The 25141-nt window shown below is 70.8% G+C and carries 21 protein-coding genes; 6 read left to right on the top strand and 15 right to left on the bottom strand.

The window, feature by feature from the left end; translation table 11 throughout:
* Window positions 1-160 precede the first annotated feature (160 nt).
* The 4 genes from OG446_RS28310 to OG446_RS28295 form a co-directional block, all read right to left on the bottom strand.
* A complete protein-coding gene (locus OG446_RS28310; protein ID WP_328896657.1) occupies window positions 161-316 on the bottom strand; it encodes a hypothetical protein in 156 nt (51 codons plus the stop codon).
* A gap of 179 nt (window positions 317-495) precedes the next feature.
* Window positions 496-1941: an aldehyde dehydrogenase family protein gene (locus OG446_RS28305; RefSeq protein ID WP_328896656.1), complete on the bottom strand. Its 1446-nt coding sequence runs from the start codon at window positions 1939-1941 to the stop codon at window positions 496-498.
* Window positions 1942-2074: 133 nt separating this feature from the next.
* Entirely contained in the window at window positions 2075-3643 is a 1569-nt protein-coding gene (locus OG446_RS28300) for a PucR family transcriptional regulator (RefSeq protein ID WP_328896655.1), read from the bottom strand.
* 117 nt (window positions 3644-3760) lie between these two features.
* Window positions 3761-6223 carry an ATP/GTP-binding protein gene (locus OG446_RS28295; RefSeq protein ID WP_328896654.1) on the bottom strand — a complete coding sequence of 821 codons (2463 nt, stop codon included), beginning with the start codon at window positions 6221-6223 and terminating at the stop codon, window positions 3761-3763.
* Window positions 6224-6671: 448 nt separating this feature from the next.
* Between OG446_RS28295 and gabT the strand changes: the two genes are divergently transcribed.
* Together gabT and OG446_RS28285 are read left to right on the top strand one after the other, a co-directional pair.
* Window positions 6672-8012, top strand: a complete 1341-nt coding sequence (gene gabT / locus OG446_RS28290) for a 4-aminobutyrate--2-oxoglutarate transaminase (RefSeq protein WP_328896653.1) — start codon at window positions 6672-6674, stop codon at window positions 8010-8012.
* Window positions 8013-8159: 147 nt separating this feature from the next.
* Window positions 8160-8978: a phosphatase PAP2 family protein gene (locus OG446_RS28285; protein ID WP_328896652.1), complete on the top strand. Its 819-nt coding sequence runs from the start codon at window positions 8160-8162 to the stop codon at window positions 8976-8978.
* On the opposite strand, the gene OG446_RS28280 is transcribed toward OG446_RS28285, so the two are convergent.
* The 8 genes from OG446_RS28280 to OG446_RS28245 form a co-directional block, all read right to left on the bottom strand.
* The gene (locus tag OG446_RS28280; protein ID WP_328896651.1) at window positions 8929-10755 is read right to left on the bottom strand and encodes a chitinase; all 1827 of its coding nucleotides are present in this window, start codon (window positions 10753-10755) and stop codon (window positions 8929-8931) included. The two genes, OG446_RS28285 and OG446_RS28280, sit on opposite strands and share 50 nt — an antisense overlap.
* Window positions 10756-10842: 87 nt before the next feature.
* Window positions 10843-11292: a hypothetical protein gene (locus OG446_RS28275; RefSeq protein ID WP_328896650.1), complete on the bottom strand. Its 450-nt coding sequence runs from the start codon at window positions 11290-11292 to the stop codon at window positions 10843-10845.
* A gap of 125 nt (window positions 11293-11417) precedes the next feature.
* Window positions 11418-12833 (bottom strand): NAD(P)/FAD-dependent oxidoreductase, encoded by a 1416-nt coding sequence (locus OG446_RS28270; RefSeq protein WP_328896649.1) that lies wholly within the window; start codon window positions 12831-12833, stop codon window positions 11418-11420.
* 23 nt (window positions 12834-12856) lie between these two features.
* Window positions 12857-13657, bottom strand: coding sequence for an ABC transporter permease (locus OG446_RS28265; protein WP_328896648.1), 801 nt, complete (start codon window positions 13655-13657; stop codon window positions 12857-12859).
* The gene (locus tag OG446_RS28260; protein WP_328896647.1) at window positions 13657-14583 is read right to left on the bottom strand and encodes an ABC transporter permease; all 927 of its coding nucleotides are present in this window, start codon (window positions 14581-14583) and stop codon (window positions 13657-13659) included. Before OG446_RS28260 ends, OG446_RS28265 begins: the two co-directional genes overlap by 1 nt.
* Window positions 14580-15728, bottom strand: a complete 1149-nt coding sequence (locus OG446_RS28255; RefSeq protein ID WP_328896646.1) for an ABC transporter ATP-binding protein — start codon at window positions 15726-15728, stop codon at window positions 14580-14582. The genes OG446_RS28260 and OG446_RS28255 overlap by 4 nt, the downstream gene beginning before the upstream one ends.
* A 60-nt stretch (window positions 15729-15788) precedes the next feature.
* Window positions 15789-17039 carry a polyamine ABC transporter substrate-binding protein gene (locus OG446_RS28250; RefSeq protein ID WP_328896645.1) on the bottom strand — a complete coding sequence of 417 codons (1251 nt, stop codon included), beginning with the start codon at window positions 17037-17039 and terminating at the stop codon, window positions 15789-15791.
* A 43-nt stretch (window positions 17040-17082) separates the two neighbouring features.
* Window positions 17083-18597: a gamma-aminobutyraldehyde dehydrogenase gene (locus OG446_RS28245; protein WP_328896644.1), complete on the bottom strand. Its 1515-nt coding sequence runs from the start codon at window positions 18595-18597 to the stop codon at window positions 17083-17085.
* 206 nt (window positions 18598-18803) lie between these two features.
* On the opposite strand from OG446_RS28245, the gene OG446_RS28240 reads away from it, so the two are divergent.
* Window positions 18804-19391, top strand: coding sequence for an NADAR family protein (locus OG446_RS28240; RefSeq protein ID WP_328896643.1), 588 nt, complete (start codon window positions 18804-18806; stop codon window positions 19389-19391).
* 217 nt (window positions 19392-19608) lie between these two features.
* Here the strand turns inward: OG446_RS28240 and OG446_RS28235 are convergent, their stop codons facing one another.
* A complete protein-coding gene (locus OG446_RS28235; protein ID WP_328896642.1) occupies window positions 19609-20373 on the bottom strand; it encodes a DUF4190 domain-containing protein in 765 nt (254 codons plus the stop codon).
* A gap of 119 nt (window positions 20374-20492) precedes the next feature.
* Between OG446_RS28235 and OG446_RS28230 the strand changes: the two genes are divergently transcribed.
* The 3 genes from OG446_RS28230 (at window position 20493) to OG446_RS28220 (ending at window position 23152) form a co-directional block, all read left to right on the top strand.
* Window positions 20493-21527 (top strand): adenosine deaminase, encoded by a 1035-nt coding sequence (locus OG446_RS28230; protein ID WP_328896641.1) that lies wholly within the window; start codon window positions 20493-20495, stop codon window positions 21525-21527.
* A 24-nt stretch (window positions 21528-21551) separates the two neighbouring features.
* The gene (locus tag OG446_RS28225; protein WP_328896640.1) at window positions 21552-22280 is read left to right on the top strand and encodes a glycerophosphodiester phosphodiesterase; all 729 of its coding nucleotides are present in this window, start codon (window positions 21552-21554) and stop codon (window positions 22278-22280) included.
* 65 nt (window positions 22281-22345) lie between these two features.
* Entirely contained in the window at window positions 22346-23152 is an 807-nt protein-coding gene (locus OG446_RS28220) for an SAM-dependent methyltransferase (protein ID WP_328896639.1), read from the top strand.
* A 139-nt stretch (window positions 23153-23291) separates the two neighbouring features.
* Here the strand turns inward: OG446_RS28220 and OG446_RS28215 are convergent, their stop codons facing one another.
* Complete coding sequence (locus OG446_RS28215; RefSeq protein WP_328896638.1) at window positions 23292-23837, bottom strand: hypothetical protein; 546 nt, start codon at window positions 23835-23837, stop codon at window positions 23292-23294.
* Window positions 23838-23890: 53 nt separating this feature from the next.
* Complete coding sequence (locus tag OG446_RS28210; RefSeq protein ID WP_328898439.1) at window positions 23891-25054, bottom strand: polyamine ABC transporter substrate-binding protein; 1164 nt, start codon at window positions 25052-25054, stop codon at window positions 23891-23893.
* Window positions 25055-25141 lie beyond the last annotated feature (87 nt).

Below are 25141 nucleotides of genomic sequence, written 5' to 3'. Positions count from 1 at the left end.
TCCCGTCCGCCCTTGCGTACCTCTCGGTTCTACTCGTCCGTATGTACCCGATTCCTGGCACTGTCACCAGCCTCGGGGCGCCGATCGGGTCGGTCACCACTCCACTGCCCGCCAGGGCGTGCGGCATACCGAAACGACCGGCGCCCCTGCGTGGCCGGAGTCAGGCCGGCGTCTCCCCGGACAGGACTCCGGAGGCCGCTGCGGCCTTCTCGGCCCGGAGTTCTCCGACCTCGGCCTCCAGCTGCAGGGCCTGGACCGCCACCAGTGCGACCCCGTTGGCGTCGGTGCAGCAGAGGGTGACTGCGTTACGGGACATGCTGCGCGCTGCGGGCTGATGAGGGACCTGATCAACCCGGCAACGACACCGGTCCCCGTCGGTCACGTCGCGGACGTGCCCGTACGCCGGAACGGCCCGAACCCCCGCACAGTGGGTTCGGGCCGTTCCCCTGCCGCCCGCCGTCTCGCTGTCCGGGCGGAATTGCGGGCGGCAGGGGCTTACAGGGCGAGGCCGGTGAGGACCAGGACGCGCTCGTAGGTGTAGTCGTCCATCGCGTAGCGGACACCCTCGCGGCCGACGCCGGACTGCTTGGCGCCGCCGTACGGCATCTGGTCGGCGCGGTACGAGGGGACGTCGCCGATGATCACGCCGCCGACCTCCAGGGCGCGGTGCGCGCGGAAGGCGGTCTGCAGGTCGTGGGTGAACACGCCTGCCTGGAGGCCGTACTTGGAGGAGTTCACGGAGGCGAACGCCGCGGCCTCGCCGTCCACCTTCTGGACCGAGAGGACCGGTCCGAAGACCTCCTCGTGGCACAGGGTGACGCCCTCGGGGAGCTCGGCGAGGACGGTCGGGGCGTACGTGGCCCCGTCGCGCTTGCCGCCGGTGAGCAGCTGGGCGCCGGCCTGCACGGCCTCGTCGACCCAGGACTCGACGCGCTTGGCGGCGTTCTCGTCGACGAGCGGGCCGACGTCGGTGGTGGCGTCGGACGGGTCGCCGGTGACCTGGGCCTCGACGGCCGCGACGATCTTCGGCAGGAGCCGGTCGTAGACGGCGGCGTCCGCGATGACGCGCTGCACCGAGATGCAGGACTGGCCGCCCTGGTAGTTGGAGAAGGTCGCGATACGGGTCGCGGCCCAGTCCAGGTCCGCCTCGGAGGCGTAGTCGCCGAGGACGACCGCGGCGCCGTTGCCGCCGAGCTCCAGGGTGCAGTGCTTGCGCGGCACCGAGTCCATGATCGCGTACCCGACCGGGGCGGACCCGGTGAACGAGATCACGGGGAGGCGCTCGTCCTGGACGAGGGCGGGCATGCGGTCGTTGGGGACCGTCAGCACCGACCAGGAGCCGGCGGGCAGGTCGGTCTCGGCCAGCAGCTCGCCCAGGATCAGCGACGAGATCGGGGTGGCCGGGGCAGGCTTCAGGATGATCGGGGCGCCGACGGCGATGGCCGGGGCGACCTTGTGGGCGCTCAGGTTCAGCGGGAAGTTGAACGGGGCGATACCGAGGACCGTGCCGCGCGGGAAGCGGCGGGTCAGGCCGAGACGGCCGGTGCCGCCGGCGTCGGTGTCCAGGCGCTGGGCGTCACCGCTGTTGAAGCGGCGGGCCTCCTCGGAGGCGAAGCGGAACACGGAGACCGCGCGGCCGACCTCGCCGCGCGCCCACTTGATCGGCTTGCCGTTCTCGGCGGAGATCACCTGGGCGATCTCCTCGGTGCGCTCCGTCAGGCGCCGGGCCACGTGGTCGAGTGCGGCGGCGCGGACGTGGGCCGGCGTCGCGGCGAACTCGTCGCGCACGGCGTGTGCGGCGGCGACGGCCTCCTCCACCTGGGCCTCGGTGGGCACGCTGACGGTGCCGACGAGACGCCCGTCCCAGGAGTTGGTGACGTCGAAGCTTTCCTCGCCGGTGGCCTCGCGGCCGGCCAGCCAGAAGGCGTGGGTGGAGGTCATGGAGGTTCCGGCCCTTCGATGGCGTGGGGTGTTCCGTCCTCCACCGTAGGGCCGCGGTGTCCGCCTGGCGTTTGTCCGGCGTGGAGCACAAGCGGGGCGCGGTGCGCCGGTTTGTCGCAGGACCGGAGAGGGCTTACGGCGCCGCCGGGGGGCTCGCGACCTTGAGGGCGAGCCACAGCTCCATCCGTGCGTCCGCGTCGTCCAGCGAACGGCCGAGGATCTCCTCCACCCGGCGCATGCGGTAGCGCAGGGTGTGCCGGTGCACCCCCAGGTCCGCCGCGGCGGCGTCCCACTGGCCGTGGTGCGAGAGCCAGGCCCGCAGGGAGGCCACGAGGTCGCCGCGGCCCTTGGCGTCGTGCTCGTACAGGGCGCGGAGCATGCCGTCGGCGAAGGCCCTGACGGCGTCGTCCGCGAGCAGCGGCAGGACGGATCCGGCGGCCAGCTCCTCGTGCTCGACCAGGGCCCTGCCCCGGCGGCGGGCGACCGAGAGGGACTGCTCGGCCTGTTTGTACGCGGCGGACACGGCGATGGGTCCCGCGGGGGCGGAGAGTCCGACGACCACCTCCGCGTCCGGTGCGGACGGTTCGCGCGGGGGCGCGGCCTCCTGCGCCTCGGCGTACGCGGCGCAGGCCGCGACGGCGGCGCCTCCGTCGGCGGCCAGCACGACCAGGCGTTCGCCCTCGGGCACCATCAGCAGCGTTTCGCCGGAGCGGGCGGCTGCGGTCTCCATGGCCTCGCTGAGCTGCGCCGTGGTCGACGGTTCGGCGGCCTCGGCGATGAGCAGCCGGAAGGGCGCGTCGAGCAGCCCGCCGTACAGATCCCCGGCGACACCGCGCGCATGGTCGGGCTGGCCGGCCAGGAGCATGCGCAGCACCGCGGCGCCGAGCCGCTGTTCGGCGCCCTGGAGCGAGCGGGAGCGGGCCGTGGTGAGGGTGAGCAGGGCGACCGCCGAGTGCACCGCGTAGCGCTCAGCGGTGCCGAGCGCCGCCCCGGTGCCCACGGCCAGTGCGCCGCGGACCCGCCGGCCGGTGCCCAGGGACTGGAGCTCGACGCGGTCGTCGGTGTCACCGACGACGACACTGGCCGGCGCCGGGCGCTCCCGCAGGCGTTCCACGTCGGGGGTGAGCCGGGCGGCACGGCGGGCCGCCCAGTCGGGCGCGGCGGCCACGACCGCACCGGAGGCGTCGTACAGCGCGGCCCAGCCGTCGACGTGCGCGGCGAGACGGGTGAGGAGTTCGGCGGGTCCGTCCCCGGCGAGGGCCGCCCTGGTCAGTTCCCGCTGCGCCTCGAAGCCCGCGGTGACGGCCCGGTACTGGTCGGCGGCGATCTCGGAGGAGACGGCTTTGGCGATGGCGAGGAACGGGGTGCGGCGCGGCACTTCGAGCAGGGGCAGCCCGGCGTCCTCGGCGGCGTCGACCAGCGCCTGCGGTACGTCGTCGTAGGTGACCCCGACGGCGAAGCCGAGCCCGACCACACCGGCTCCGGCCAGCCGTCGCACGTACCGCCCCATGACCTCCGGGTTCTCCGCGTCGAGGTTGGTCGCGGTGATCAGGAGCAGTTCGCCGCCCTCCATGTAGGGGACGGGGTCGGCCAGCTCACTCGCGTGCGCCCAGCGCACGGGCGCGTCGAGCCGGTCCGCCCCCGCACGCACCGTGAGTTTGAGCGCCGAGTGCTGGACGAGCGAGGCGAGTGTGGGGGGCATGGGGATCGGGGGACCTTTGGGAGGGGGCGATTTCGCCGTCCCGTATGAACGGCTCGTAGCGATTCTGCCAGGGTGGCAGAGTCCCCGTCACTGTCACACCGACCGCGCCCGCCTCCGTCAGCCGCCCAGCCGCACCAGGAGCGGGGGCGCGTGTTCGCCGTCGACCGTGGTCAGGGAGAGCACCGCGTGGCCGACGGGCAGCTCGTACGCGAGTCCGGAGGCGGACCACCGTTCCCGTTCGACCTGGCGCACGGTCACCGCGTCCGTGGTGACGGCCTTGCCGGTGGCCATCTTCCGCAGGGCGTGCAGGGCGCGGGTGAGCGGCTGGTCGGCGAAGACGCCGTGCTGGGCGACCTCGCGGACCTCGACCCATTCCTTGCCCCAGGTCTCGGCGAAGCGTTTGCCGTCCCAGGTCGTGACGCCGGGGAAGGCCATGGTGCAGCCGACCGCGCCGAGCAGCGGCGTGTGCAGGTCCTCGGGCACGTCGTCCAGGGTGCGCAGGGCGAGGACCGCCCCGGCGTTGACGGAGCGCAGCCGGCGGATGCCCCGGACCGTTTCGGCGGTGACCGTGTGGGTCGCGTCGTCCAGGACCAGGCAGACGAAGAGGGAACGGTCGGCGCGGGCCGCGGTGATGGCGTTGAACTGGGCGAGGATCAGACGGGCCAGCAGCCGGGACGCCTCGGCATGGGCGCGCTCCGGAAGGTCGATGCGCACCCGCAGCGGATGCTGCTCCAGGGAGCGCAGCGAGAACGGGCGGGCGTCGGGCCCGGTGGCGAAGAACCCGGCGAAGGCCGGCCGGTCGAGCACGGCGATCCGGTCGGCGAGGACGGCCGCCGGGTCACCGGCGCCGCCCGCCTGACGCTGCCGCGCGTCGAGCTCGCGCAGCATCGCGTGGTGTCCGGACGACTCCAGCGCCTGCCGCAGGCCGTCCATTGCGGCGGCGGAGCCTTCGAGGAGTTCGCGGAGTTCGGGTACGGGAGGGAAGGTGCCGTGAACCGCACGGTAGGGGCCGAGCAGCTGGCCCAGCGCGGTCGCCGCGCGCCGGGTGTCCGGGGCGGGGAGGTCACCGGCCAGACCCTCCGCGAGGGCGGCCGCCGCCTCGTCGGGGTCGGTCGTCCCCCCGTACAGGTCGAAGTCGTGCAGGGACGCGGGGTCGCCGATCCTGACGACGACGTCGTAGGCCCCGTCCGGGCCGAGCCGGTCACCGCCCGCACCGACGGCCAGTACCGCCGCCTGGCCGGTGAGCGCCCGCAGGGCGAGGGATTCGACGACGGGCCGCACCACCCGTTCCGTCTTCCCCGAGCCGGGCGGTCCGACGACCAGCAGCGAGGTGCCCAGCGACGCGGGTTCCAGCGCCATCCCCGAGCCGCGGCGCGCGTAGGGGTTGCGCGGGTCGTCGGCGCAGGCGCCGATCCGGACCTGGCCGGTGAGCGGGTCGTGCACGGCGGTCCGCCGGGGCAGGTCCCGGCGGCCGGAGGGGTGGAGGAAGGCGTCGGCGCCCTTGCGCAGCACGGTGTCGGTGAAGGACGCCCGCCGGTCCGGGCGGGTCCGGGCAGCTCCCCAGGCGTGGCGCAGCCGTACGCAGTCGATGTCGTTCAGCCGGTCGGCGTGGACGGCCGCGGTGAGGGCCTCCGCCGCGTCCGTGGATCCGGCGGCCCGCAGTTCGGGCCAGTGGGCGAGGTCGGGCCCGGCCTGTGCGGGAGCGGTCCGGGGCCGCTCCGGGCCGGGTTCACCGCGTCCCAGGAGGGGGGCGAGCGCCGCCTGCCACTGGCCGATTCTGGCGAAGGGCCACACGATCGCGGTGCCGATCAGGGCGTAGGCGATGAGCGAGACGAGGAGCGCCGCGTACTGGTTGCCGCCGCCCTGCATCCAGCTGGTCGGAACGGCGGGCAGGATGATGTCGGCGAGCGGGACCCGCCGGGTCCAGACCAGCCATACGGTGACCACCGCGCCGGACACCGAGAGCAGCAGCCTGGCCCGGGCCAGGCGGGGTCCGGCGAAGTAGCGGAAGACATGGGCCCAGCCGCCGATCCGGGCGGCCCAGAAGCCCAGGCCGAGGACCAGGACCTGGTAGTAGAGCGTGGTGGAGTTGACCACCAGCGCCGGCGCGTCCTCCTTGAGACCGCCGAAGGACCACCATTCGGGACCGGTGATGATCTCGATCGGCTTGGACACGTAGGGGACGGCGCGTTCCGTCAGCAGGAGCCACAGCAGGAGCCACAGGACCATCGTCGCCAGCGGACCCACCAGCGAAGGACGGGGCGGGCGCTCGGCGGGCCGGGGCACGTGGGCGTACCGCCACACCCCCGGCTCGGTCCTGGGGCGCGCCGCGTTCAGCCATTCGGCCGTGTCCGACCGCGCCCCGGCCGGCCGGGGCTGCTGCCCGGGGGCGGTCGCGGGGCGCTTCGGGACGGCGGGGGGCGTGACAGGCGGCGCGGAGGGCGGCGGGACCGCCGGGGGGAACACGGGCGGGGCCGCGGGCGGCGGGCCGGCCGGATGCGGCACGGAGCTCCCGGGCCGGCCGTCGGGCGGCTGCGCACCCCGCGTGCCCCGGGTGCCGTGCGTGCCTTCGTTGTCCATGAACCGTTGCCCCCTGACCAGCCAGGTCCGACCGCTGCACCGGCCAATCTAGTGCGCACACACGGTGAGTTCAGCAACGCGCCCGGATAGTGACGGGTCCGGGGCCGCCGCGCCCCGTACCGTCCTCGCGCCCCATGCCTGTCTGTCGCGGACAGAAGGGCACACGCCGCCGTACCTGTTTCTGTCCGTCGCGGACGTGCACACACACGCCGCCGCACCTGTTTCTGTCTCTCGCGGACGTGCACACACGCCGCCGCACCTCGTGCCTCCCCGCCTCGGACAGAAAGCCGGCCGACTCGGACGGAAAGGCACACGCCCTGGCACCTCCTTCTGTCCGTCGCGGACAAGGACACGCGCTCCACCACTCCCGATCGGAGCATGCCGGACCCCCTCCCCCGCCCCTAGCCTGCAGAAAGAGAAGCGTCCGAAACACCCCCAGGAGCCCCGCATGACCGCAATTCCGCAGGAGCGCCGCGTCGTCACTGCCATTCCCGGCCCGAAGTCCGTGGAGCTGCAGGCCCGCCGGCTCGCGACGGTCGCCGCAGGCGTGGGCTCCACCCTGCCGGTCTTCACCGCCCGCGCGGGCGGCGGGATCATCGAGGACGTGGACGGGAACCGTCTGATCGACTTCGGTTCCGGCATCGCCGTGACCTCGGTCGGCGCCTCGGCCGAGGCCGTCGTGCGCCGGGCCTCCGCCCAGCTCGCCGACTTCACCCACACCTGTTTCATGGTCACGCCGTACGAGGGGTACGTCGAGGTCTGCGAGCAGCTCGCCGAGCTCACCCCGGGCGACCACGCGAAGAAGTCCGCGCTGTTCAACTCCGGCGCCGAGGCCGTCGAGAACGCGGTGAAGATCGCCCGCGCCCACACCAAGCGCACCGCGGTCGTCGTCTTCGACCACGGATACCACGGCCGGACCAACCTCACGATGGCGCTGACCGCGAAGAACATGCCGTACAAGCACGGCTTCGGTCCGTTCGCGCCCGAGGTCTACCGCGTGCCGGTGGCGTACGGCTACCGCTGGCCGACCGGTGCCGAGAACGCCGGCGCGGAGGCGTCCGCCCAGGCCATCGACCAGATCACCAAGCAGATCGGCGCGGAGAACGTCGCCGCGATCATCATCGAGCCGGTCCTCGGCGAGGGCGGCTTCATCGAGCCGGCGAAGGGCTTCCTGCCGGCGATCGCGCAGTTCGCCAAGGACAACGGCATCGTCTTCGTCGCCGACGAGATCCAGTCCGGCTTCTGCCGCACCGGCCAGTGGTTCGCCTGCGAGGACGAGGGCATCGTCCCGGACCTGATCACGACCGCCAAGGGCATCGCGGGCGGTCTTCCGCTCTCCGCCGTGACCGGCCGCGCCGAGATCATGGACGCCGCGCACGCCGGCGGCCTCGGCGGCACCTACGGCGGGAACCCGGTCGCCTGCGCGGGGGCGCTCGGCGCCATCGAGACGATGCGCGAGCTGGACCTCAACGGGAAGGCGAAGCGCATCGAGGAGGTCATGAAGGGCCGCCTCGCCGAGATGCAGTCGAAGCTTCCCAACGGTTCCCTCATCGGTGACATCCGCGGCCGCGGCGCGATGATCGCGATCGAGCTGGTGAAGGCGGGGACGAAGGACCCCAACCCGGAGGCCGCCGCACAGCTCGCGAAGGCCTGCCACGCCGAGGGCGTGCTGGTCCTGACCTGTGGCACGTACGGCAACGTGCTGCGCTTCCTGCCGCCGCTGGTGATCGGCGAGGACCTGCTGAACGAGGGCCTCGACGTCCTTGAGCAGGCGTTCGCCGGAGTCTGATCCGCCGGCCTAGGTGGCGGCGCGCGGCGTTTTCTCCGCGGATGCCCGGTGCCCGCGTGAGGGCCTGTGAAGAAGGTGTGCGGGGGCGATGGCGGGATACCGTTCCCGCTGTCGGTCCCCCCATCGCCTGACGTACGGTTTCCGCAGATGAGAGAAACACCCCGCCCGCAGGGGACTGCGGGCGATGCCGGGTCGGAGCTTCCCCAGCGCCGTCCTGGTTGTGCCTTCGCGCACACCACTGGAGCCTCGGGCTCCGGAACTCCTCACCGATCGGATGGCCGCCCGCCCCACACCCCCCGGGGCGCGCGGCACACCGATCCCACCGTCCGGCCCGGAACAACCCCCCCTGTCCCGGGCCGGACGGCCCTTTTCTTCTCCGTGGTGTCGGGCCTGCTGGCCCTGTTCGCACTCACCACCTGGCAGATCGCGGCCGACGGCCCGTTGCGACGCCTGGACGAGCGCGCCGGCCGCGCCTTCGTCGGACACGGCCCGGAGCGCCTCACCGAACTCCTCGCCGATCTCGGCAACATGCAGGTCGCGCTCCCGGTCCTCGGCTGCGCGATCCTGTGGAGCCTGGTGCGCGGGGAGCGGCGGGCGCCGCTCGCCGCCGCCCTGGCCATGGCGGCGGTGCCGCTGCTCGTCGTCCCGCTCAAGGACTGGATCGCCCGCCCGGGTCCGCTGACCGACGCCACGGGCTACTACCCCTCGGGCCATGCCGCGACCGCCGCCGTGGCGTACGGCGCCGCGGCGCTCCTGCTCGCCCCGTACGTGCGGTACGCGTGGATGATGCCCGTCGCCGCCGTCCTGATGACGGTGGCGACGGGCATCGGTCTGGTGCTCCGCGGCTACCACTGGCCTCTCGACGTGGCCGGGAGCTGGTGGCTGTGCGGGGTGCTGCTGGTGGCGCTGCGGGTGCTCAGCCGCCGAAGTAGGCGTCGAAGTTCTTCGAGAACTCCCAGTTGTTGAAGCGGTCCCAGTTGACGGACCACGTCATCAGGCCGCGCAGTCCCGACCAGGTGCCGTGGGTGGCGTACGAACCGCAGTCGGTCTTCTTGGTCAGGCAGTTCAGCGCCTTGGTGACCTCGGCGGGCGAGGTGTGTCCGTTGCCCGCCTGGGTGGAGGCCGGCAGGCCGATCGCGACCTGGTCGGGGCGGAGCCCGGGGAAGACCTTGGTCTGGTCGCCCGCCACCGGGAATCCGGTCAGCAGCATGTCGGTCATCGCGATGTGGAAGTCGGCGCCGCCCATGGAGTGGTACTGGTTGTCCAGCCCCATGATGGAGCCCGAGTTGTAGTCCTGGACGTGCAGCAGCGTGAGGTCGTCGCGCAGCGCGTGGATCACCGGCAGGTAGGCCCCGGCGCGCGGGTCCTGTCCGCCCCACGGCCCGGAGCCGTAGTACTGGTAGCCGAGCTGCACGAAGAAGGTCTCGGGGGCCATCGTGAGGACGAACTTCTCGCCGTACTTGGCCTTCAGGGACTTCACTGCGGAGATCAGGTTGACGACGACGGGGGTGGTGGGGCTGCGGAAATCGGTGTCGCCGGTGTTCAGCGAGAGGGAGTGGCCCTCGAAGTCGATGTCCAGGCCGTCGAGACCGTACTCGTCGATGATCTTGCTGACCGAGGAGACGAAGGTGTCACGGGCAGCCGTGGTGGCGAGCTGCACCTGGCCGTTCTGGCCGCCGATGGAGATCAGCACCTTCTTTCCGGCCGCCTGCTTGGCCTTGATGGCTGCCTTGAACTCCGCCACGGATTCGACGTTCGGGCACTCGGTGACCGGGCAGAGCGAGAAGCGGATGTCGCCGGAGGTGACGGAGGTCGGCTCGCCGAAGGCCAGGTCGATGACGTCCCAGGAGTCGGGCACGTCCGCCATGCGGGTGTAGCCGGAGCCGTTGGCGAAGCTGGAGTGCAGATAGCCGACGAGCGCGTGGGCCGGGAGGTCCGAGCCACCGCCGCCCCCGCCGCCCGCCGTCGTGGTCGCGGAGACCGCGGCGGACTTCGCGGACTCGCCCGCCTCGTTGGTGGCGCTGACCTGGAAGCTGTACGCGGTCGAGGCGGTCAGGCCCGTCACGGTGGCCGAGGTGCCGGTGGCGGAGAGGACCTTGGTACCACCCCGGTAGACGTTGTAGCCGGTGGCGCCCGTGGCGGCGGTCCAGGAAAGCGGGACCGAGGACGAGGTCGGCGTGCCGGCCTTGAGGCCCGCGGGGACCGCCGGGAGGACGACCGGGTCGCCGCCGGGACCGACGAGGGTGAGGTCGTCGGCGTAATAGGCGGGGGTGCCGTACCAGCCGTGCGTGTAGACCTTCACCGAGGTGGTCGACGCACCGGTCTTGAAGGTGGTGGTGAGCTTCTGCCACACCCCGACGGACTGCGTCCAGGTGGACACGTCCGTCGTGCCGGTGCCCTCCGCGCCCAGATAGACGTAGCCGCCCTGCACCCAGGCGCTCAGCGTGTACGTGGAGCCGGGCTTGACCGTCACGGTCTGGGAGCACTTGGCGTTGTCGCTGCCGGCCGGGGTCGCCTTCAGCGCGGAGGTGCCGCCGTGTACGGGCGCGCTGACGGCGACTCCGCTGCCGCCCGTACAGTTCCAGCCGGTCAGACCGGCCTCGAAGGTGCCGTTGCGTGCCACGTCGGCGTCGGCCGCCGCGGCGCTCGGCGCCGTCGCGGCCAGGCCGCCGACGGCCAGCAGGGCGGCCGAGAAGGCCGCCAGAAGTCCGGTCATGCGGGCGGGGGGTCCCGTGCGTTCCACAACGGCCTCCGTGCAGGGGGGAATTGAGTGGTGGCGCACAACATGGTCCAGACCAATCAGGTTGTCAAGACCTCTGGCACCCAGCCCTTACTCCCTGCCCCCTGCCGCGGCCTCGTGCATCGCCAGCTCCAGCAGCGTGGCGTCGGTGAGCGTGCCGGATCCGTCCGGCGGGATCAGCCAGCGCACCTTGCCGACGACGGCCCGCCCCGGGTGGGGCACCACGATCCAGGTACCGCGGCCCGCGCTCCGCACCCCCGTGCCCACCCAGCGGGCGGCCGTGCCCGGCGGCACGAAGAAGCCCATGCGGGCGTCGCCGAAGCCGGCGAGGACCGGGCCGGGCCGGTCGATGAGGCGGGTGAGCACGTCGAGCGTCGGACAGCCCAGCTTCCCCGGAAGAATGAGCACGTCCCAGCGCCGGCCGGCCGGAAGGAGCGCGATCCCCCGCGGATCGCGCTCCCATTCCCACTGGCAGATGTCGGGATCCGGCGCCACCGACGCAAGCCACTCGACCGCTGCCCTGACCTCTGAGCCAGTCATGGCCCTCCTCCGTTCCGTGGTGCACCGGCGTGGAGTCGCCGGTGCGTGCACAGGAGAGAGCGAGGTGGAGCCGATCCATTACGCCGGTTCGACTACCCATCAGTAGTGAACTGGGTCACTCCGCTTCAGCTGTCGAAGCCGAGGCCCACGCGGTCCATCGTCCGCAGCCACAGGTTGCGGTGGCCACCGTTGTCGTCGGCCCTGGCCAGCGACCGCTTCGTCAGCTCGATCCCGGCCCAGGCGAGGGGCTCCGGCGGGAACGGCATCGGCTTGGTCCGCACCATCTCCAGGGCGGTCCGCTCGGTGGGGCGGCCTGCGAGGAGGTCGAGCATGACATCGGCACCGAACCGGGTGGCTCCGACGCCGAGCCCGGTGAATCCGGCGGCGTAGGCGACCCGCCCCTGATGGGCCGTACCGAAGAATGCGGAGAACCGGGAGCAGGTGTCGATCGCACCGCCCCAGGCATGGCTGAAGCGCACGCCCGCCAATTGCGGAAAACACTCGAAGAACTGTCCGGCGAGTTTCAGGAACGTCTCGGGCCGCTGGTCGAGTTCGGCGCTGAGCCGGCCACCGTACGGATAGATCGCGTCGTATCCGCCCCACAGGATCCGGTTGTCCGCGGAGAGCCGGAAGTAGTGGAACTGGTTGGCGCTGTCCCCGAGCCCCTGGCGGTTCTTCCAGCCGATGGAGGCGAGCCGGTCCTCGGTCAGCGGTTCGGTCATCAGCGCGTAGTCGTAGACCGGGACGGTGTACGGGCGGATCCGCTTCACGAGCGAGGGGAAGATGTTCGTCCCCAGAGCGACCCGGCGGGCGAGGACCTTCCCGTACGGCGTGCGGACCGCCATTCCGGTTCCGGTTCTGGCCAGTTCCAGCCCGCGGGTGTGTTCGTAGATCCGCACACCGAGGTCGAGGCAGGCCTGCTTCAGGCCCCAGACCAGCTTGGCCGGGTGCAGCATCGCGACGCCGCTCCGGTCCCAGAGGCCGCCCAGGAATGTCGGTGAGTCGACTTCTGCGCGCAGCGCTTCACGGTCCAGGAACTCGACTCCTCCGAAGCCGTGCCGTTCCGCCTCCTGATGCCATTCCCGCAGCTCTTCGAGCTGGTGGGGCTGGGTGGCCACATCGATCTCGCCGGTGCGCTCGAACTCGCAGTCGATGGAGTAGCGGGCCACCGCCGCTTCGATGGCGTCGAGGTTGCGGGCCCCCAGTTCCTCCAGCTTCTTGATCTCGTCGGGCCAGCGCTCCAGTCCGTTGGGCAGGCCGTGAGTGAGGGAGGCGGCACAGAATCCGCCGTTGCGGCCCGAGGCGGCCCAGCCCGTCTCGTGCCCCTCGATCAGGACGACATCGCGTTCCGGTTCGCGTTCCTTGGCGAGCAGTGCGGTCCACAGTCCGCTGTAGCCGCCCCCGATGACGAGCAGATCGCAGTGCTCGTCACCGGTGAGCGCGGGGAGCGCCTCGGGCCTGCCGGGGTCGTCCAGCCAGAACGACACCGGCTTCGCGTCGGCGAGTGACTGTGCGGCAGTACGCATGGCAGCTGGGGCCATGGTTTCCAACTCCTTCGGGACTTTCAGGGTCGTGCTTTTTTGCGCCGGTTCGCGATCAGCTGACCGGCGAGGACCACCAGTACCGCAATGACGAACATCGCCGTGCCGATGACGTTGATCTGTACGGGTGTGCCGCGCTGTGCCGAGCCCCAGACGAACATGGGGAAGGTGACGGTCGAACCCGCGTTGAAATTGGTGATGATGAAATCGTCGAAGGAGAGCGCGAAGGCCAGCAGCGCGCCCGCGGCGATTCCGGGGGCGGCGATCGGCAGGGTCACCCGCACGAAGGTCTGTACCGGCCCTGCGTACAGATCGCGGGCCGCCTCCTCCAGCCTCGGGTCCATCGACATGACGCGCGCCTTGACGGCCGTCACGACGAAGCTGAGGCAGAACATGATGTGGGCGATCAGGATCGTCCAGAAGCCCAGCTGCGCACCCATGTTGAGGAACAGCGTGAGCAGGGACGCGGCCATGACGACCTCGGGCATCGCCATCGGCAGGAAGATCAGCGAGTTGATCGCCCCGCGCGCCCGGAAGCGGTAGCGGACCAGGGCGAACGCGATCATCGTGCCGAGGACGGTCGCGCCGACCGTGGCGTAGGCGGCGATCTGGAGGGAGAGCGAGAGCGAGCCGCACATGTCGGCGACGCCGCAGGGATCCTTCCAGGCGTCGGTCGAGAAGCGCTGCCAGGAGTAGTTGAAGCGCCCGTTGGGCTTGTTGAAGGAGAACACCATCACGACGATGTTCGGAAGGATCATGTAGGCGAGGGTCAGCAGACCCGCGATGACGATCAGATGGCGTCGCAGCCAGCGCAGTACGGGCATCAGACCAGGTCCTCCGTCCCGGAGCGGCGGATGTAGAAGGTGACCGCGATCAGGACGACCGCCATGAGGATGAAGGAGAGCGCGGCCGCCGTCGGATAGTCGAGGACGCGCAGGAACTGGGTCTGGATGACGCTGCCGACCATCTTGGTGTCGGTGGATCCCAGCAGTTCCGCGTTGACGTAGTCGCCGCTGGCCGGGATGAAGGTCAGCAGCGTCCCGGAGACGACACCCGGCATGGACAGCGGGAACGTCACCTTGCGGAAGGTGGTGGCGGGCGTGGCGTACAGGTCCCCGGCGGCCTCGTGCAGCCGGCCGTCGATCCGCTCCAGCGAGGTGTAGAGCGGCAGGATCATGAACGGCAGGAAGTTGTACGTGAGGCCGCAGACGACCGCCATGGGTGTGGCCAGGACGCGGTTGTTCTCGGTCCAGCCGAGCCAGCTGGTGACGTCCAGGACGTGCAGCGTGTTCAGTACGTCGACGACCGCGCCGCCGTCCGCGAGGATCGTCTTCCAGGCGAGCGTACGGATCAGGAAGCTGGTGAAGAACGGCGCGATGACCAGCACCAGCACCAGGTTGCGCCAGCGGCCGGCCTTGAACGCGATGAGGTAGGCGAGCGGGTAGCCGAGCAGGAGACACAGGATCGTGGCGGTGCCCGCGTACAGCAGGGACCGGATGAACTGCGGGTAGTAGTCGGTCAGCGCGTCCCAGTACGTCTGGAAGTGCCAGGTGACCTCGTACCCCTGCTCCAGGGATCCGGTCTGTACGGAGGTCGAGGCCTGGTACACCAGCGGCAGCGCGAAGAAGACGACGAGCCACAGGATGCCGGGGAGCAGCAGCCAGTACGGCACGAGGCGCTTGCGGGTGGAGGGCTTGCGCAGGACCGGCTCGGTGGCGGGGGCCGGTGGCGCCTCCTTGGTGAGGCTCACGCCGCGTCCTCCACCGTCTCCACGCCGGCGTCGATGTCCTGGGCTGCATCGAGGCCGAAGGTGTGCGCCGGGTTCCAGTGCAGCACGACCTCGGCGCCCGTAATGAGTCGGGCGCGCCGCTCGATGTTCTGCTCGTAGACCTGGAGCGACTTTCCGGCCGGGCTCTCCACCACGTACTGCGTGGAGACCCCGATGAAGCTGGAGTCGACGATGCGGCCGGTGACCCGGTTACGGCCCTCCGCTATCGCGTCCGCGTCGTCGCGGTGCGCGAGGGATATCTTCTCGGGGCGGATGCCGAGGAGCAGCCTGCCGCCGTTCGCGGTCGGCGCCGGACAGCGGTCGGCGGGCAGCCGCAGCTTGCCGCCGCCGGCCGATACGACGATGTCCTTGCCGGTGGAGACGACCTCGCCCTCGATGAGGTTCGAGGTGCCGAGGAAGTTGGCGACGAAGGTGGTCCGCGGGTTCTCGTACAGATCCGCCGGGTCGCCGAGCTGCTCGACCCGGCCCCCGTTCATCACCGCGACGGTGTCGGCCATGGTCATGGCCTCCTCCTGGTCGTGGGTGACGTGGATGAACGTGATGCCGACCTCGGTCTGGATCCGCTTGAGTTCGAGCTGCATCTGGCGGCGCAGCTTGAGGTCGAGGGCTCCGAGCGGTTCGTCGAGGAGCAGCACCTGCGGGTGGTTGATCAGGGCGCGGGCGACGGCGACGCGCTGCTGCTGGCCGCCGGAGAGCTGATGGGGCTTGCGCCGGGCGAAGTCGCCGAGCTGGACGAGCTCCAGCATGTCGTCGACCTGCTTCTTGACCGACTTGATGCCGCGCCGGCGCAGTCCGAAGGCGACGTTCTCCGTGATGTCGAGGTGCGGGAACAGCGCGTAGCTCTGGAAGACGGTGTTGACGGGCCGCTTGTACGGGGGGAGGCCGGTGATGTCCCGGCCGCCGAGGGTGACGGTTCCGGTGGTGGCCTCCTCCAGGCCCGCGATCATCCGCAGGGTGGTGGTCTTGCCGCAGCCGGACGCGCCGAGCAGCGCGAAGAAGGAGCCCTGCGGGACGGTCAGATCGAGCGGCTGTACGGCGGCGAAGGAGCCGTACGTCTTGCTGATCCCGGTGAGGCGGACGTCGCCGCCTGTCTGCTGCTGTGTCATGGATCGCAGTCCCAGTGGTGTCAGAGGGAGATCAGGGGAGGAAGGGCGTGGCGTTGGCGGTCAGGCGCCGATGAGCTTGGCGAACTTCTCCTCGTACGCCGTCTCTTCCTCGGCGGTCAGGGAGCGGAAGGCGTGCGACCGGGCGGCCATCGCCTTGTCCGGGAGGATCAGCGTGTTGGCGGCCATCGCCTTGTCGATCCTGGCGAGTTCCTCGCGGACCCCGTCGACCGGGCAGACGTAGTTGATGTACGCGGCGAGCTGGGCGGCGACCGGGGGCTCGTAGTAGTAGTCCATGAGCTTCTCGGCGTTGGTCTTGTGCCGGGCCTTCGCCGGGACCAGCATGTTGTCGCTGGAGGTGATGTATCCGGCGGCCGGGATGGCGAACTTGATGTCCGGGTTACCGGCCTGAAGCTGGATGATGTCACCGGCCCAGGCGACACAGGCGGCGATGTCGCCCTTGTCGAGGTCGGCGGTGTAGTCGTTGCCCGTGAAGCGGCGTATCTGGTTCTTGTCGACGCCCTTCTGCATCCGGCCTATCGCGGCGTCGTAGTCGGCGTCGGTGAACTTGCCCGGGTCCTTGCCCATGTCGAGCAGGGTCATCCCGACGGAGTCGCGCATCTCGGAGAGGAACGCGACCCGGCCCTTGAGGGTGGGGTCGTCGAGCAGCTGCGTCACGGAGTCGACCTTGCGGCCGCCGGTCGCCTTGGAGTTGTACGCGATGACGGTCGGGATGCCGGTCCAGGGGTAGGAGTAGGAGCGGCCCGGGTCCCAGTCGGGGGTGCGGAACTGCGATGAGAGGTTGGCGAACGCGTGCGGCAGGTTCGCCGGGTCGAGCTTCTGGGCCCAGCCGAGCCGGATGATGCGGGCGGCCAGCCAGTCGGTGACGATGATCAGGTCACGGCCGGTGTCCTGGCCGGCCGCGAGCTGCGGTTTGATCTTCCCGAAGAACTCGACGTTGTCGTTGATGTCCTCGGTGTACTTCACCTTGATCCCGGTGCGTTCGGTGAACGCGTCCAGGGTGGGCCGGTGTTTCTCGTCCTCGCTGACGTCCATGTACTCGGTCCAGTTGGAGAAGTTGACCTGCTTCTCCTTGGCCGAGTGGTCGTCCGAGGCCGCAGCCGCGTCGCCCTCGCGTTTGGCGGGCGGGATGCCGCAGGCGCTCAGCGTCCCCAGACCGCCGATCGCGAGGGCGCCCATGCCTGAGGCGCGCAGCAGCGATCGGCGGGTGAGGGCTCCCCTGCCGTTGGTCAGACTCCGGCGCATCGCGGCCAGCTGGGCTGCCGAGAGTCGCTCGGGCTCGTACTGCTCCATACGCGTTGCCCTTTCGGGTGGGTATGCGGCCGGACCGGCCGGGTTATCGGTCCCCGAAGATCGTGCGGTGCCAGTCCTTCCGGGCGACCGCGGTGTTGTCGTACATGACGTGCTTGACCTGCGTGTACTCCTCGAAGGAGTACGACGACATGTCCTTGCCGAAGCCGCTGGCCTTGTAGCCGCCGTGCGGCATCTCGCTGATGATCGGGATGTGGTCGTTGATCCACACGCAGCCCGCCTTGATCTCGCGGGTGGCGCGATTGGCCCGGTACAGGTCGCGGGTCCAGGCGGAGGCCGCGAGTCCGTACGGGGTGTCGTTGGCGAGGGCGATGCCCTCGTCGTCGGTGTCGAAGGGCAGCACGACCAGGACCGGGCCGAAGATCTCTGCCTGGACGATCTCGCTCTCCTGGGCAGCCCCGGCGACCAGGGTCGGCCGGTAGTAGGCGCCGTCCGCCAGTGCACCGCCGGGGGCCTCGCCGCCGGTGACGACGGTGGCGTAGGCACGGGCACGCTCGACGAAGCCGGCGACCCGGTCGCGCTGGGCGTGGCTGATCAGCGGGCCGAGGTCGGTCTTCGGGTCGAACGGGTCACCGAGGCGGACCGTCTCCATCAGCGCGGCGACGCCCTGGACGAAGGCGTCGTAGAGCGGGCGCTGGACGTAGGCGCGGGTGGCCGCCGTGCAGTCCTGACCGGTGTTGATGAGGGAGCCGGCGACGGCCCCGTTGACCGCGGCCTCCAGGTCGGCGTCGTCGAAGACCACAAAGGGGGCCTTGCCGCCGAGTTCGAGGTGGAGGCGCTTGACGGTGGAGGTGGCGATCTCCGCGACGCGCTTGCCGACGGCGGTGGAGCCGGTGAAGGAGGTCATCACGACGTCGGGGTGGCCGACGAGGTGCTCCCCCGCGTCCTTTCCGGCGCCGGTGACGATGTTGATCACGCCGTCCGGGATGCCCGCCTCGGTGGCCGCCTGCGCGAACATCAGCGAGGTCAACGGGGTGATCTCGGCAGGCTTGAGCACGATGGTGTTACCGGCGGCGATGGCCGGGAGGACCTTCCAGGCGGCCATCTGGAGCGGGTAGTTCCAGGGGGCGATGGAGCCGATGACACCGATCGCCTCACGCCGTACGTACGAGGTGTGGTCTCCGTCGTACTCGGCGGCCGACTTCCCCTCCAGGTGACGGGCGGCGCCCGCGAAGAAGGAGGTGTTGTCGACCGTCCCGGGAACGTCGAACTCGGTGGAGAGCTTGACCGGCTTGCCGCACTGGAGGGACTCCGCGTACGCGAAGTCGTCCGCCTGCTCGGCGAGTACGGCGGCGAAGCGGTGCATCGCCTCGGAGCGCTCGGCCGGGGTGGCTCCGGACCAGCCGGGGAACGCCTCGCGCGCCGCGGTGACGGCCGCGTCCACGTCGGCGGTTCCGGCCAGCTCGTAGGTGTAGACGGTGTCGCCGGTGGCCGGATTCACCACCTCGTGGCTCCGTCCTGATGTGCCGGCCCGCAGCCTTCCGCCGATGTACTGAGCGCCGTCCGCAAAACGGTCCTGCACCTGGAAGCTGTTGCCCATCACGCTCTCCTCCGCCGCTGCCCCGCAGACCGGGGGCGGCGTAGCTTCTGCTCGATTTGAGTGCCGATCCTGACAGAGGAGACCGAGCCCAACAAGTGATTCCGTTGTTGCCTTTTGGTTACGCGACGGAATCTGTCGACCATGTGTCGCGTCGGTACGGACTTCCGCGTACGGAGTGTCAGTGGCGGATGCCAGACTCGCCTGTCATGGACCACATCGGGGATGTCCGGGATGTCGGCGGGCTCGTGTCACGTGCGGCCGAGGGCGACAGAGTGAAGTACCTGCTGTTCTGGGGGCACCGGCCGCGCCCGGACGGCCGGATCGGTGCGAGTTGCCTCAGTCAGTGGTGGCCCTCGCCGTTCACGGTCGACGGGGTGACGTACGCGTCGGCCGAGCACTGGATGATGGCCGGCAAGGCGAGGCTGTTCGGTGACGCGGAGGCCGCGGAGCGGGCGCTGGCGGCCAGGACCCCGGCGGAGGCGAAGAAGGCGGGCCGGCTGGTCCGCGACTTCGACGGGGACGTCTGGGAGCGCGAGCGGTTCGGGCTGGTGGTCGCGGGCAGCGTCCACAAGTTCGGCCAGCACGCGGAGCTGGGCGGATTCCTGCTGGGCACGGGCGACCGGGTACTGGTCGAGGCGAGCCCGATGGACCGGATCTGGGGCATCGGTCTCGCGGCGGACGACCCGCGCGCGGAGGACCCGGCGACGTGGCGGGGCCTGAATCTGCTGGGGTTCGCGCTGATGGAGGCACGGGCCGCGCTGCGGGACGGTGCGGACGGCACGGACGGCATATGAAAGGGGCCCGCGGGGGGCACGTGCTCCACACCCCCCGCGGGCCCCGTTTTCTGGCCGCTCACCGTGCACTGCCCAGGACCGGGTTCCTGGCCGCTCACCGTGCACTGCCCAGGACCGGGTTCCTGGCCGCTCACCGTGCACTGCCCAGGGCCGGAAATGCCGTTACACGCCCTCGACGACGAAGGACGTCATCGCGCGCCCGTGACGACCGGGAACGTCACCGCGCATCCTCGATGACGAGGGAGGTCCCGTAGGTGTTGTCGTCGCTGTACGTGGTGTCGTCGTCGAACTCGTCCGCGTGCGTCGCGAAGAGCCAGATGAGGCCACCGATGATGATGACGCCGATGGCGATGCCGATGGACCCCAGGATGAGCCCGGCCAGCGCCTGGCCGGCGTTGTCCGCCTCCCCGCGCGCGGCCCGCTTGCGGCCGATGATGCCGAAGATCAGCGCGAGCGTGCCCAGGACGAGACTGGGGATGCCGTAGATGCAGAACAGGCAGACAGCGAGGATTCCCAGCACCATCGACGCCGTGCCCATGCCGTTGGAGGGCCCGGCACCCCACGCCGGCTGGCCGCCGTAGCCCGGGTAGCCGCCGTACTGCGGGGCCGGTGGGACCGGGTAGCCGTACTGCGGCGGAGCCGGGTAGCCGTACTGTCCCGCGGGCGGCGGGGCCGCCTGACCGGGACCGTTCGGTCCGACCGGCGGTGGCGGCACCGTCCCCGGGTCCTGCCAGGGGCCGGCCGGCTGTCCCTGGCCGGGCGGGCCGAAACCGGCCGTGGGTATCGGGCCCGTCCCGGAGTTCGGCATCGACGTGACCGTCTGCTGATCGTGCACGGGCGGCGGGCCCGGATTCCCGGTGCCCGCGTCCGTCTGCGGACGGGTGTCGCCGGTGTTCTTGTCCAACGGCACCTTGGCGTCCGGCGGAGCCCACGGATCGCGCGGCGCGGACCCGTCCGCGGGCCGTTCTGAGCTGTCTGACATGGGCCTCCCCCATCGTAATGCCGTCATGCTACGGGCCACCCCGTCCTACGATGACTCCCGTCCCCTGCCCGGTTCCCCGACGTACCGGGCCCGCACCACCACTGCCCCCGGAGGATCCGATGACCGATCTGCACCCCTTCATCGCGGGGCTGCCCAAGGCCGAGCTCCATGTGCACCATGTCGGCTCGGCCTCGCCCCGCATCGTCGCCGAACTGGCCGCGCACCACCCCGACTCCAAGGTCCCCACCGCCCCGGAGGCGCTGGCCGACTACTTCTCCTTCACCGACTTCGGCCACTTCATCGAGGTGTACCTCTCGGTCGTGGACCTGATCCGCACCCCGGAGGACGTCCGGCTGCTGACGTTCGAGGTCGCCCGGGACATGGCGCGGCAGAACATCCGATACGCGGAACTGACCGTCACCCCCTTCTCCTCCACCCGCCGCGGCATCCCCGAGCAGGCCTTCATGGAGGCCATCGAGGACGCGCGCAAGGCCGCCGAGTCCGAGCTCGGAGTCGTCCTGCGCTGGTGCTTCGACATTCCGGGCGAGGCAGGCCTGGAGGCCGCCGAGGAGACCACCCGACTCGCCGTGGACCTGCGGCCGGAGGGGCTCGTCTCCTTCGGCCTCGGCGGCCCGGAGATCGGCGTGGACCGCCCGCAGTTCAAGCCCTACTTCGACCGGGCGATCGCCGAGGGCCTGCACTCCGTGCCGCACGCCGGGGAGACCACGGGACCGCAGACGATCTGGGACGCGCTGACCTCGCTGCGGGCCGAGCGCATCGGCCACGGCACCAGTTCGGTCCGCGACCCGAAGCTGCTGGCCCATCTCGCCGAGCACCGCATCGCACTGGAGGTGTGCCCCACCTCCAACTTCGCGACCAGGGCGGTCACGGACATCGAGCAGCACCCGGTGAAGGAGATGGTGGAGGCCGGTGTCCTGGTCACCATCAACAGCGACGACCCGCCGATGTTCGGTACCGACCTCAACAGTGAGTACGGGGTGGCGGCCCGCCTCCTGGACCTCGACGAGCGGGGTCTCGCGGCGCTCGCGAAGAACGCCGTCGAGGCGTCCTTCCTCGACGCGGCCGGCAAGCGCACGCTGGCCGCCGAGATCGACACGTACACGACGGACTGGCTGGAGCACACCGGGCGGTGACCCCTCGGTGGTGACAATGGCCCCATGGCCACTGTCACCCCTGTCACCCCTGTCGCCCCTGTCACCGCCGTCGCGCACCGCGGAGATCCCTACCGCGTCCGCGAGAACACCCTCCTCTCGATCCGCTCCGCCCTCGAACGGGGGGCGGACGCGGTCGAGATCGACGTCCGGATCACCCGCGACGGCGTACCGGTCCTGCTGCACGACGCCACGCTGGAGCGGCTGTGGGGTCATGACGTGCGGCTGGACCGGCTCACGCACCAGGAGCTGACCGAGCGGACGGAGGGCGCGGTGCCCACCCTGCGCGAGGCGTTGCTCGTCGCCGGGGCGCACCGCCTCATGCTCGATCTGCCCGGGTCCACGGCCGATTCCGTCCGCAGGACCGTCGGCGTGGTCCGTGAGTGCGGGGCCGGTGAGCGCGCCTACTACTGCGCGGGGCCCGAGGCGATGCTGCGGGTACGGACCGCCGACCCGTCCGCCGAGATCGCGATGACCTGGACGACACTGGCCCCGCCCCGGGCGGCGCTGCTGGAAGCCGTACGGCCCCGCTGGCTGAACTACCGGTTCGGCCTGGTGAGCCGGGAACTGACGGACCGCAACCACCGTGACGGGCTGCTGGTGTCGGCGTGGACGGCGGACACCGGCCGCACGATGCGCCGGCTGATCCGGCAGGGCGTGGACTCCATCACCACCAACCGCATCGACGTCCTGCACAAGGTGATCCTCAACTCCAGCACGCCTCAGGGATCTTGACCGGTCCGGCATCATGGACGGGACCTCATCGTCCTGATGCCAGGCCCGGCGCCAAGGAGCCAGACGTGACCGCCCCCCGCAGCAATTCCCTCCCCGCCCCCGTCCGTTCCGACGTCGCCCACAACGCCCGCGTGTGGAACTACTGGCTCGGCGGCAAGGATCACTTCCCGGTGGACCGTACGGTCGGTGACCAGGTCACCGGCATGTATCCGAGCATCGGCGAAGTGGCCCGGGCCGACCGGGCGTTCCTCGGCCGGGTGGTGCGGCATCTGGCCGGCGACGCGGGCATCGGCCAGTTCCTGGACATAGGCACCGGCCTGCCGACGGCGGACAACACCCATGAGGTGGCCCAGCACACCGCGCCCGACGCCCGCGTCGTCTATGTCGACCACGACCCGATCGTCCTGGCGCACGCCCGCTCACTGCTGACCAGTTCGCCGGAGGGCGCGACCGAGTACATCGACGCGGACGCCCGTCACCCGGACCGGATCCTGCGGGCCGCGGAGCCCACCCTCGATCTGGAGCGCCCGGTCGCGGTCATGCTGCTGGGCATCCTGAACTTCGTCCTCGACACGGACGAGGCGCTGCGGATCGTCCGGCAGTTGATGGCCGCGGTGCCCTCCGGCAGTTACCTGGTCCTCACCCACCCCACCCTGGAGCTGGGCGGCGAGGGCAACGAGGCGGCGATGCGGTTCTGGAACGAGAACGCCACTCCCCCGATCACCGCCCGCGGCCGTTTCGAGTTCGCCGCGTTCCTGGACGGGCTGGACATCCTCGATCCGGGCATCGTCTCGTGCGCGCGCTGGCGCCCCGGTCCCGGCCCGGCCGGACCGGAGGTCGCCCAGTTCGGCGCGGTGGCGCGGAAGCCCTGACGGCGCCGCCCGACGCGCCTACGCGACATCACCGCGCGAGCAGGGCGGGCCGGTCCCGGAACGGTCGGCCACCTCATCGCGCTTCCCACGGCGCCGGACATCCTGGTGGCCGCCTCCGGCGCCCCGACGGGCAGGTGACTCAGGCCGCCGGGGCGGGCGCCGCGGCAGGCGCCGGCTCCGGTGTCCTCCCCATCGCCTCCAGCCGCTTGATCTTGCGGTGCACGATCAGCAGCGGGATCACCCCGAAGACCCCGAAGGACATGTCGATGACCGACCACCAGAAGGGGATGTCGCGGATCGGTCCGCAGATCAGGGCGAGCGGGATGATCCCGGCACAGGCGATCATGCCGAACTCGATGACCCAGATGTTGCGGACCGGATCGCGGTACGGACCGTAGAAGGCGACCGCGATCACGAGATGCGCGAAGGCCAGCCAGTCGGTGCCGTAGAGCACGAACGGGTACTCGGCATCGGCCGTGTCGATGCCGGTGCGGACACGGCTGATCCATTCCATCAGGGCCGGGAAGTGCTCGGGCACGGGCGAGGCCGAGGAGCTCAGCAGGTCCTCGGCCCAGCGCAGTTCGTGAACGAGCGGGAAGGCGGTCAGCCCGCTCAGAACCAGACACACGATGAAGACGGCCAACCACACGCGTATACGCCTTCGCAGGGCGCTTCGCTCGCTCATGTCCGCAGCGTACGCCCGTGTTTACCGGCCCTTTACGCCGCCCCTGGACGTCATCACAGACCGACGACGGCGTTCCACTTCTTGGCGAATTCCGTGCGTTCCCCGGACGTGATGTCACGGGCGATGGCCAGCCGCTTGCGCATGTCGTCGTCGGGGAAGATCAGCGGGTCCTCCGCCAGCGCGGCGGTCTCCTCGTCCTTGGAGGAGGCGAGCACCTCACGTGCGGCCGGCACCGGGCAGACGTAGTTGACCCAGGTGGCGAGTTCGGCGGCGACCTCGGGCTCGTAGTAGTAGTCGATCAGCTTCTCCGCATTGCGCTTGTGGCGGGCGAGGTTGGGGATCATGAGCGACTCCGCCCACAGTTCGGCCCCCTCCTCGGGCACCACGAACTCGATGTCGGGGTTGTCCGCCTGGAGCTGGATGACGTCACCCGAGTAGGCCTGGCAGGCGAGCACGTCTCCGGTGGAGAGGTCCTTGATGTAGTCGTTGCCGGTGAAGCGGCGGATGTGCCTGGTCCTGACCAGCTTCTCCACCTGGTCGCAGATGTCGTAGAAGTCGTCGCGCTTCCAGCGGGTGATGTCGACACCGTTGCCCTGCATCAGCAGGGCGAAGGACTCGTCGAGCCCGGACAGCAGGGTGACCTTGCCGCGCAGGTCGTCCGCCCACAGCTCGCTCGTGTGCCGGATCTCCCGGCCGAGCCTCTTGCGGTTGTACGCGATACCGGTGATGCCGGACTGCCAGGGCACGCTCTGCGTCCGGCCCTTGTCGAAGGCGGGCGAACGCAGCTGGGGGTCGAGGTACTTCGTCACGTTGGGCTGCTTGGCCCGGTCCATCTCCTGGACCCAGCCGAGCCGGACGAACCGCGCCGCCATCCAGTCACTGATGACGATCAGGTCGCGGCCGGCCTGCTGGTGGTTCATGAGGGCCGGGCTGATCTTGCCGAAGAACTCGTCGTTGTCGTTGATCTCCTCGGTGTACGTGACGGAGATCCCGGTCCGCTCGCTGAAGGCGTCGAGGGTGGGCCGCTTCGACTCGTCCTCGTCGTCCGTGTCGATGTAGAGGGGCCAGTTGGCGAAGTGCAGGGTGTGATCGCCGGCGGAGTAGTCGCGTCCGGCACGGTCACCCGGCTCCACGAAGGCGGCGGGGACTCCGCAGCCGGCCAGCGTGGCGCCGGCCGCTCCCGCCCCGAAGGCGCGGAGCAGGGACCGGCGGGACATGGGGTGGTTCGGAATCGCTCGCACCTGCGCAGGATGCCGGTCGGCCGGAGCGGCGGGCAATGGACCAACCGTCCAGCGCTGCCCGCC

Origin of the sequence: Streptomyces sp. NBC_00236, from assembly GCF_036195045.1 — a bacterium.
Classification (GTDB): Bacteria; Actinomycetota; Actinomycetes; order Streptomycetales; family Streptomycetaceae; genus Streptomyces.
The sequence above is the reverse complement of the archived record's forward strand: the minus strand, read 5'-3'. Positions and strand labels throughout refer to the sequence as shown.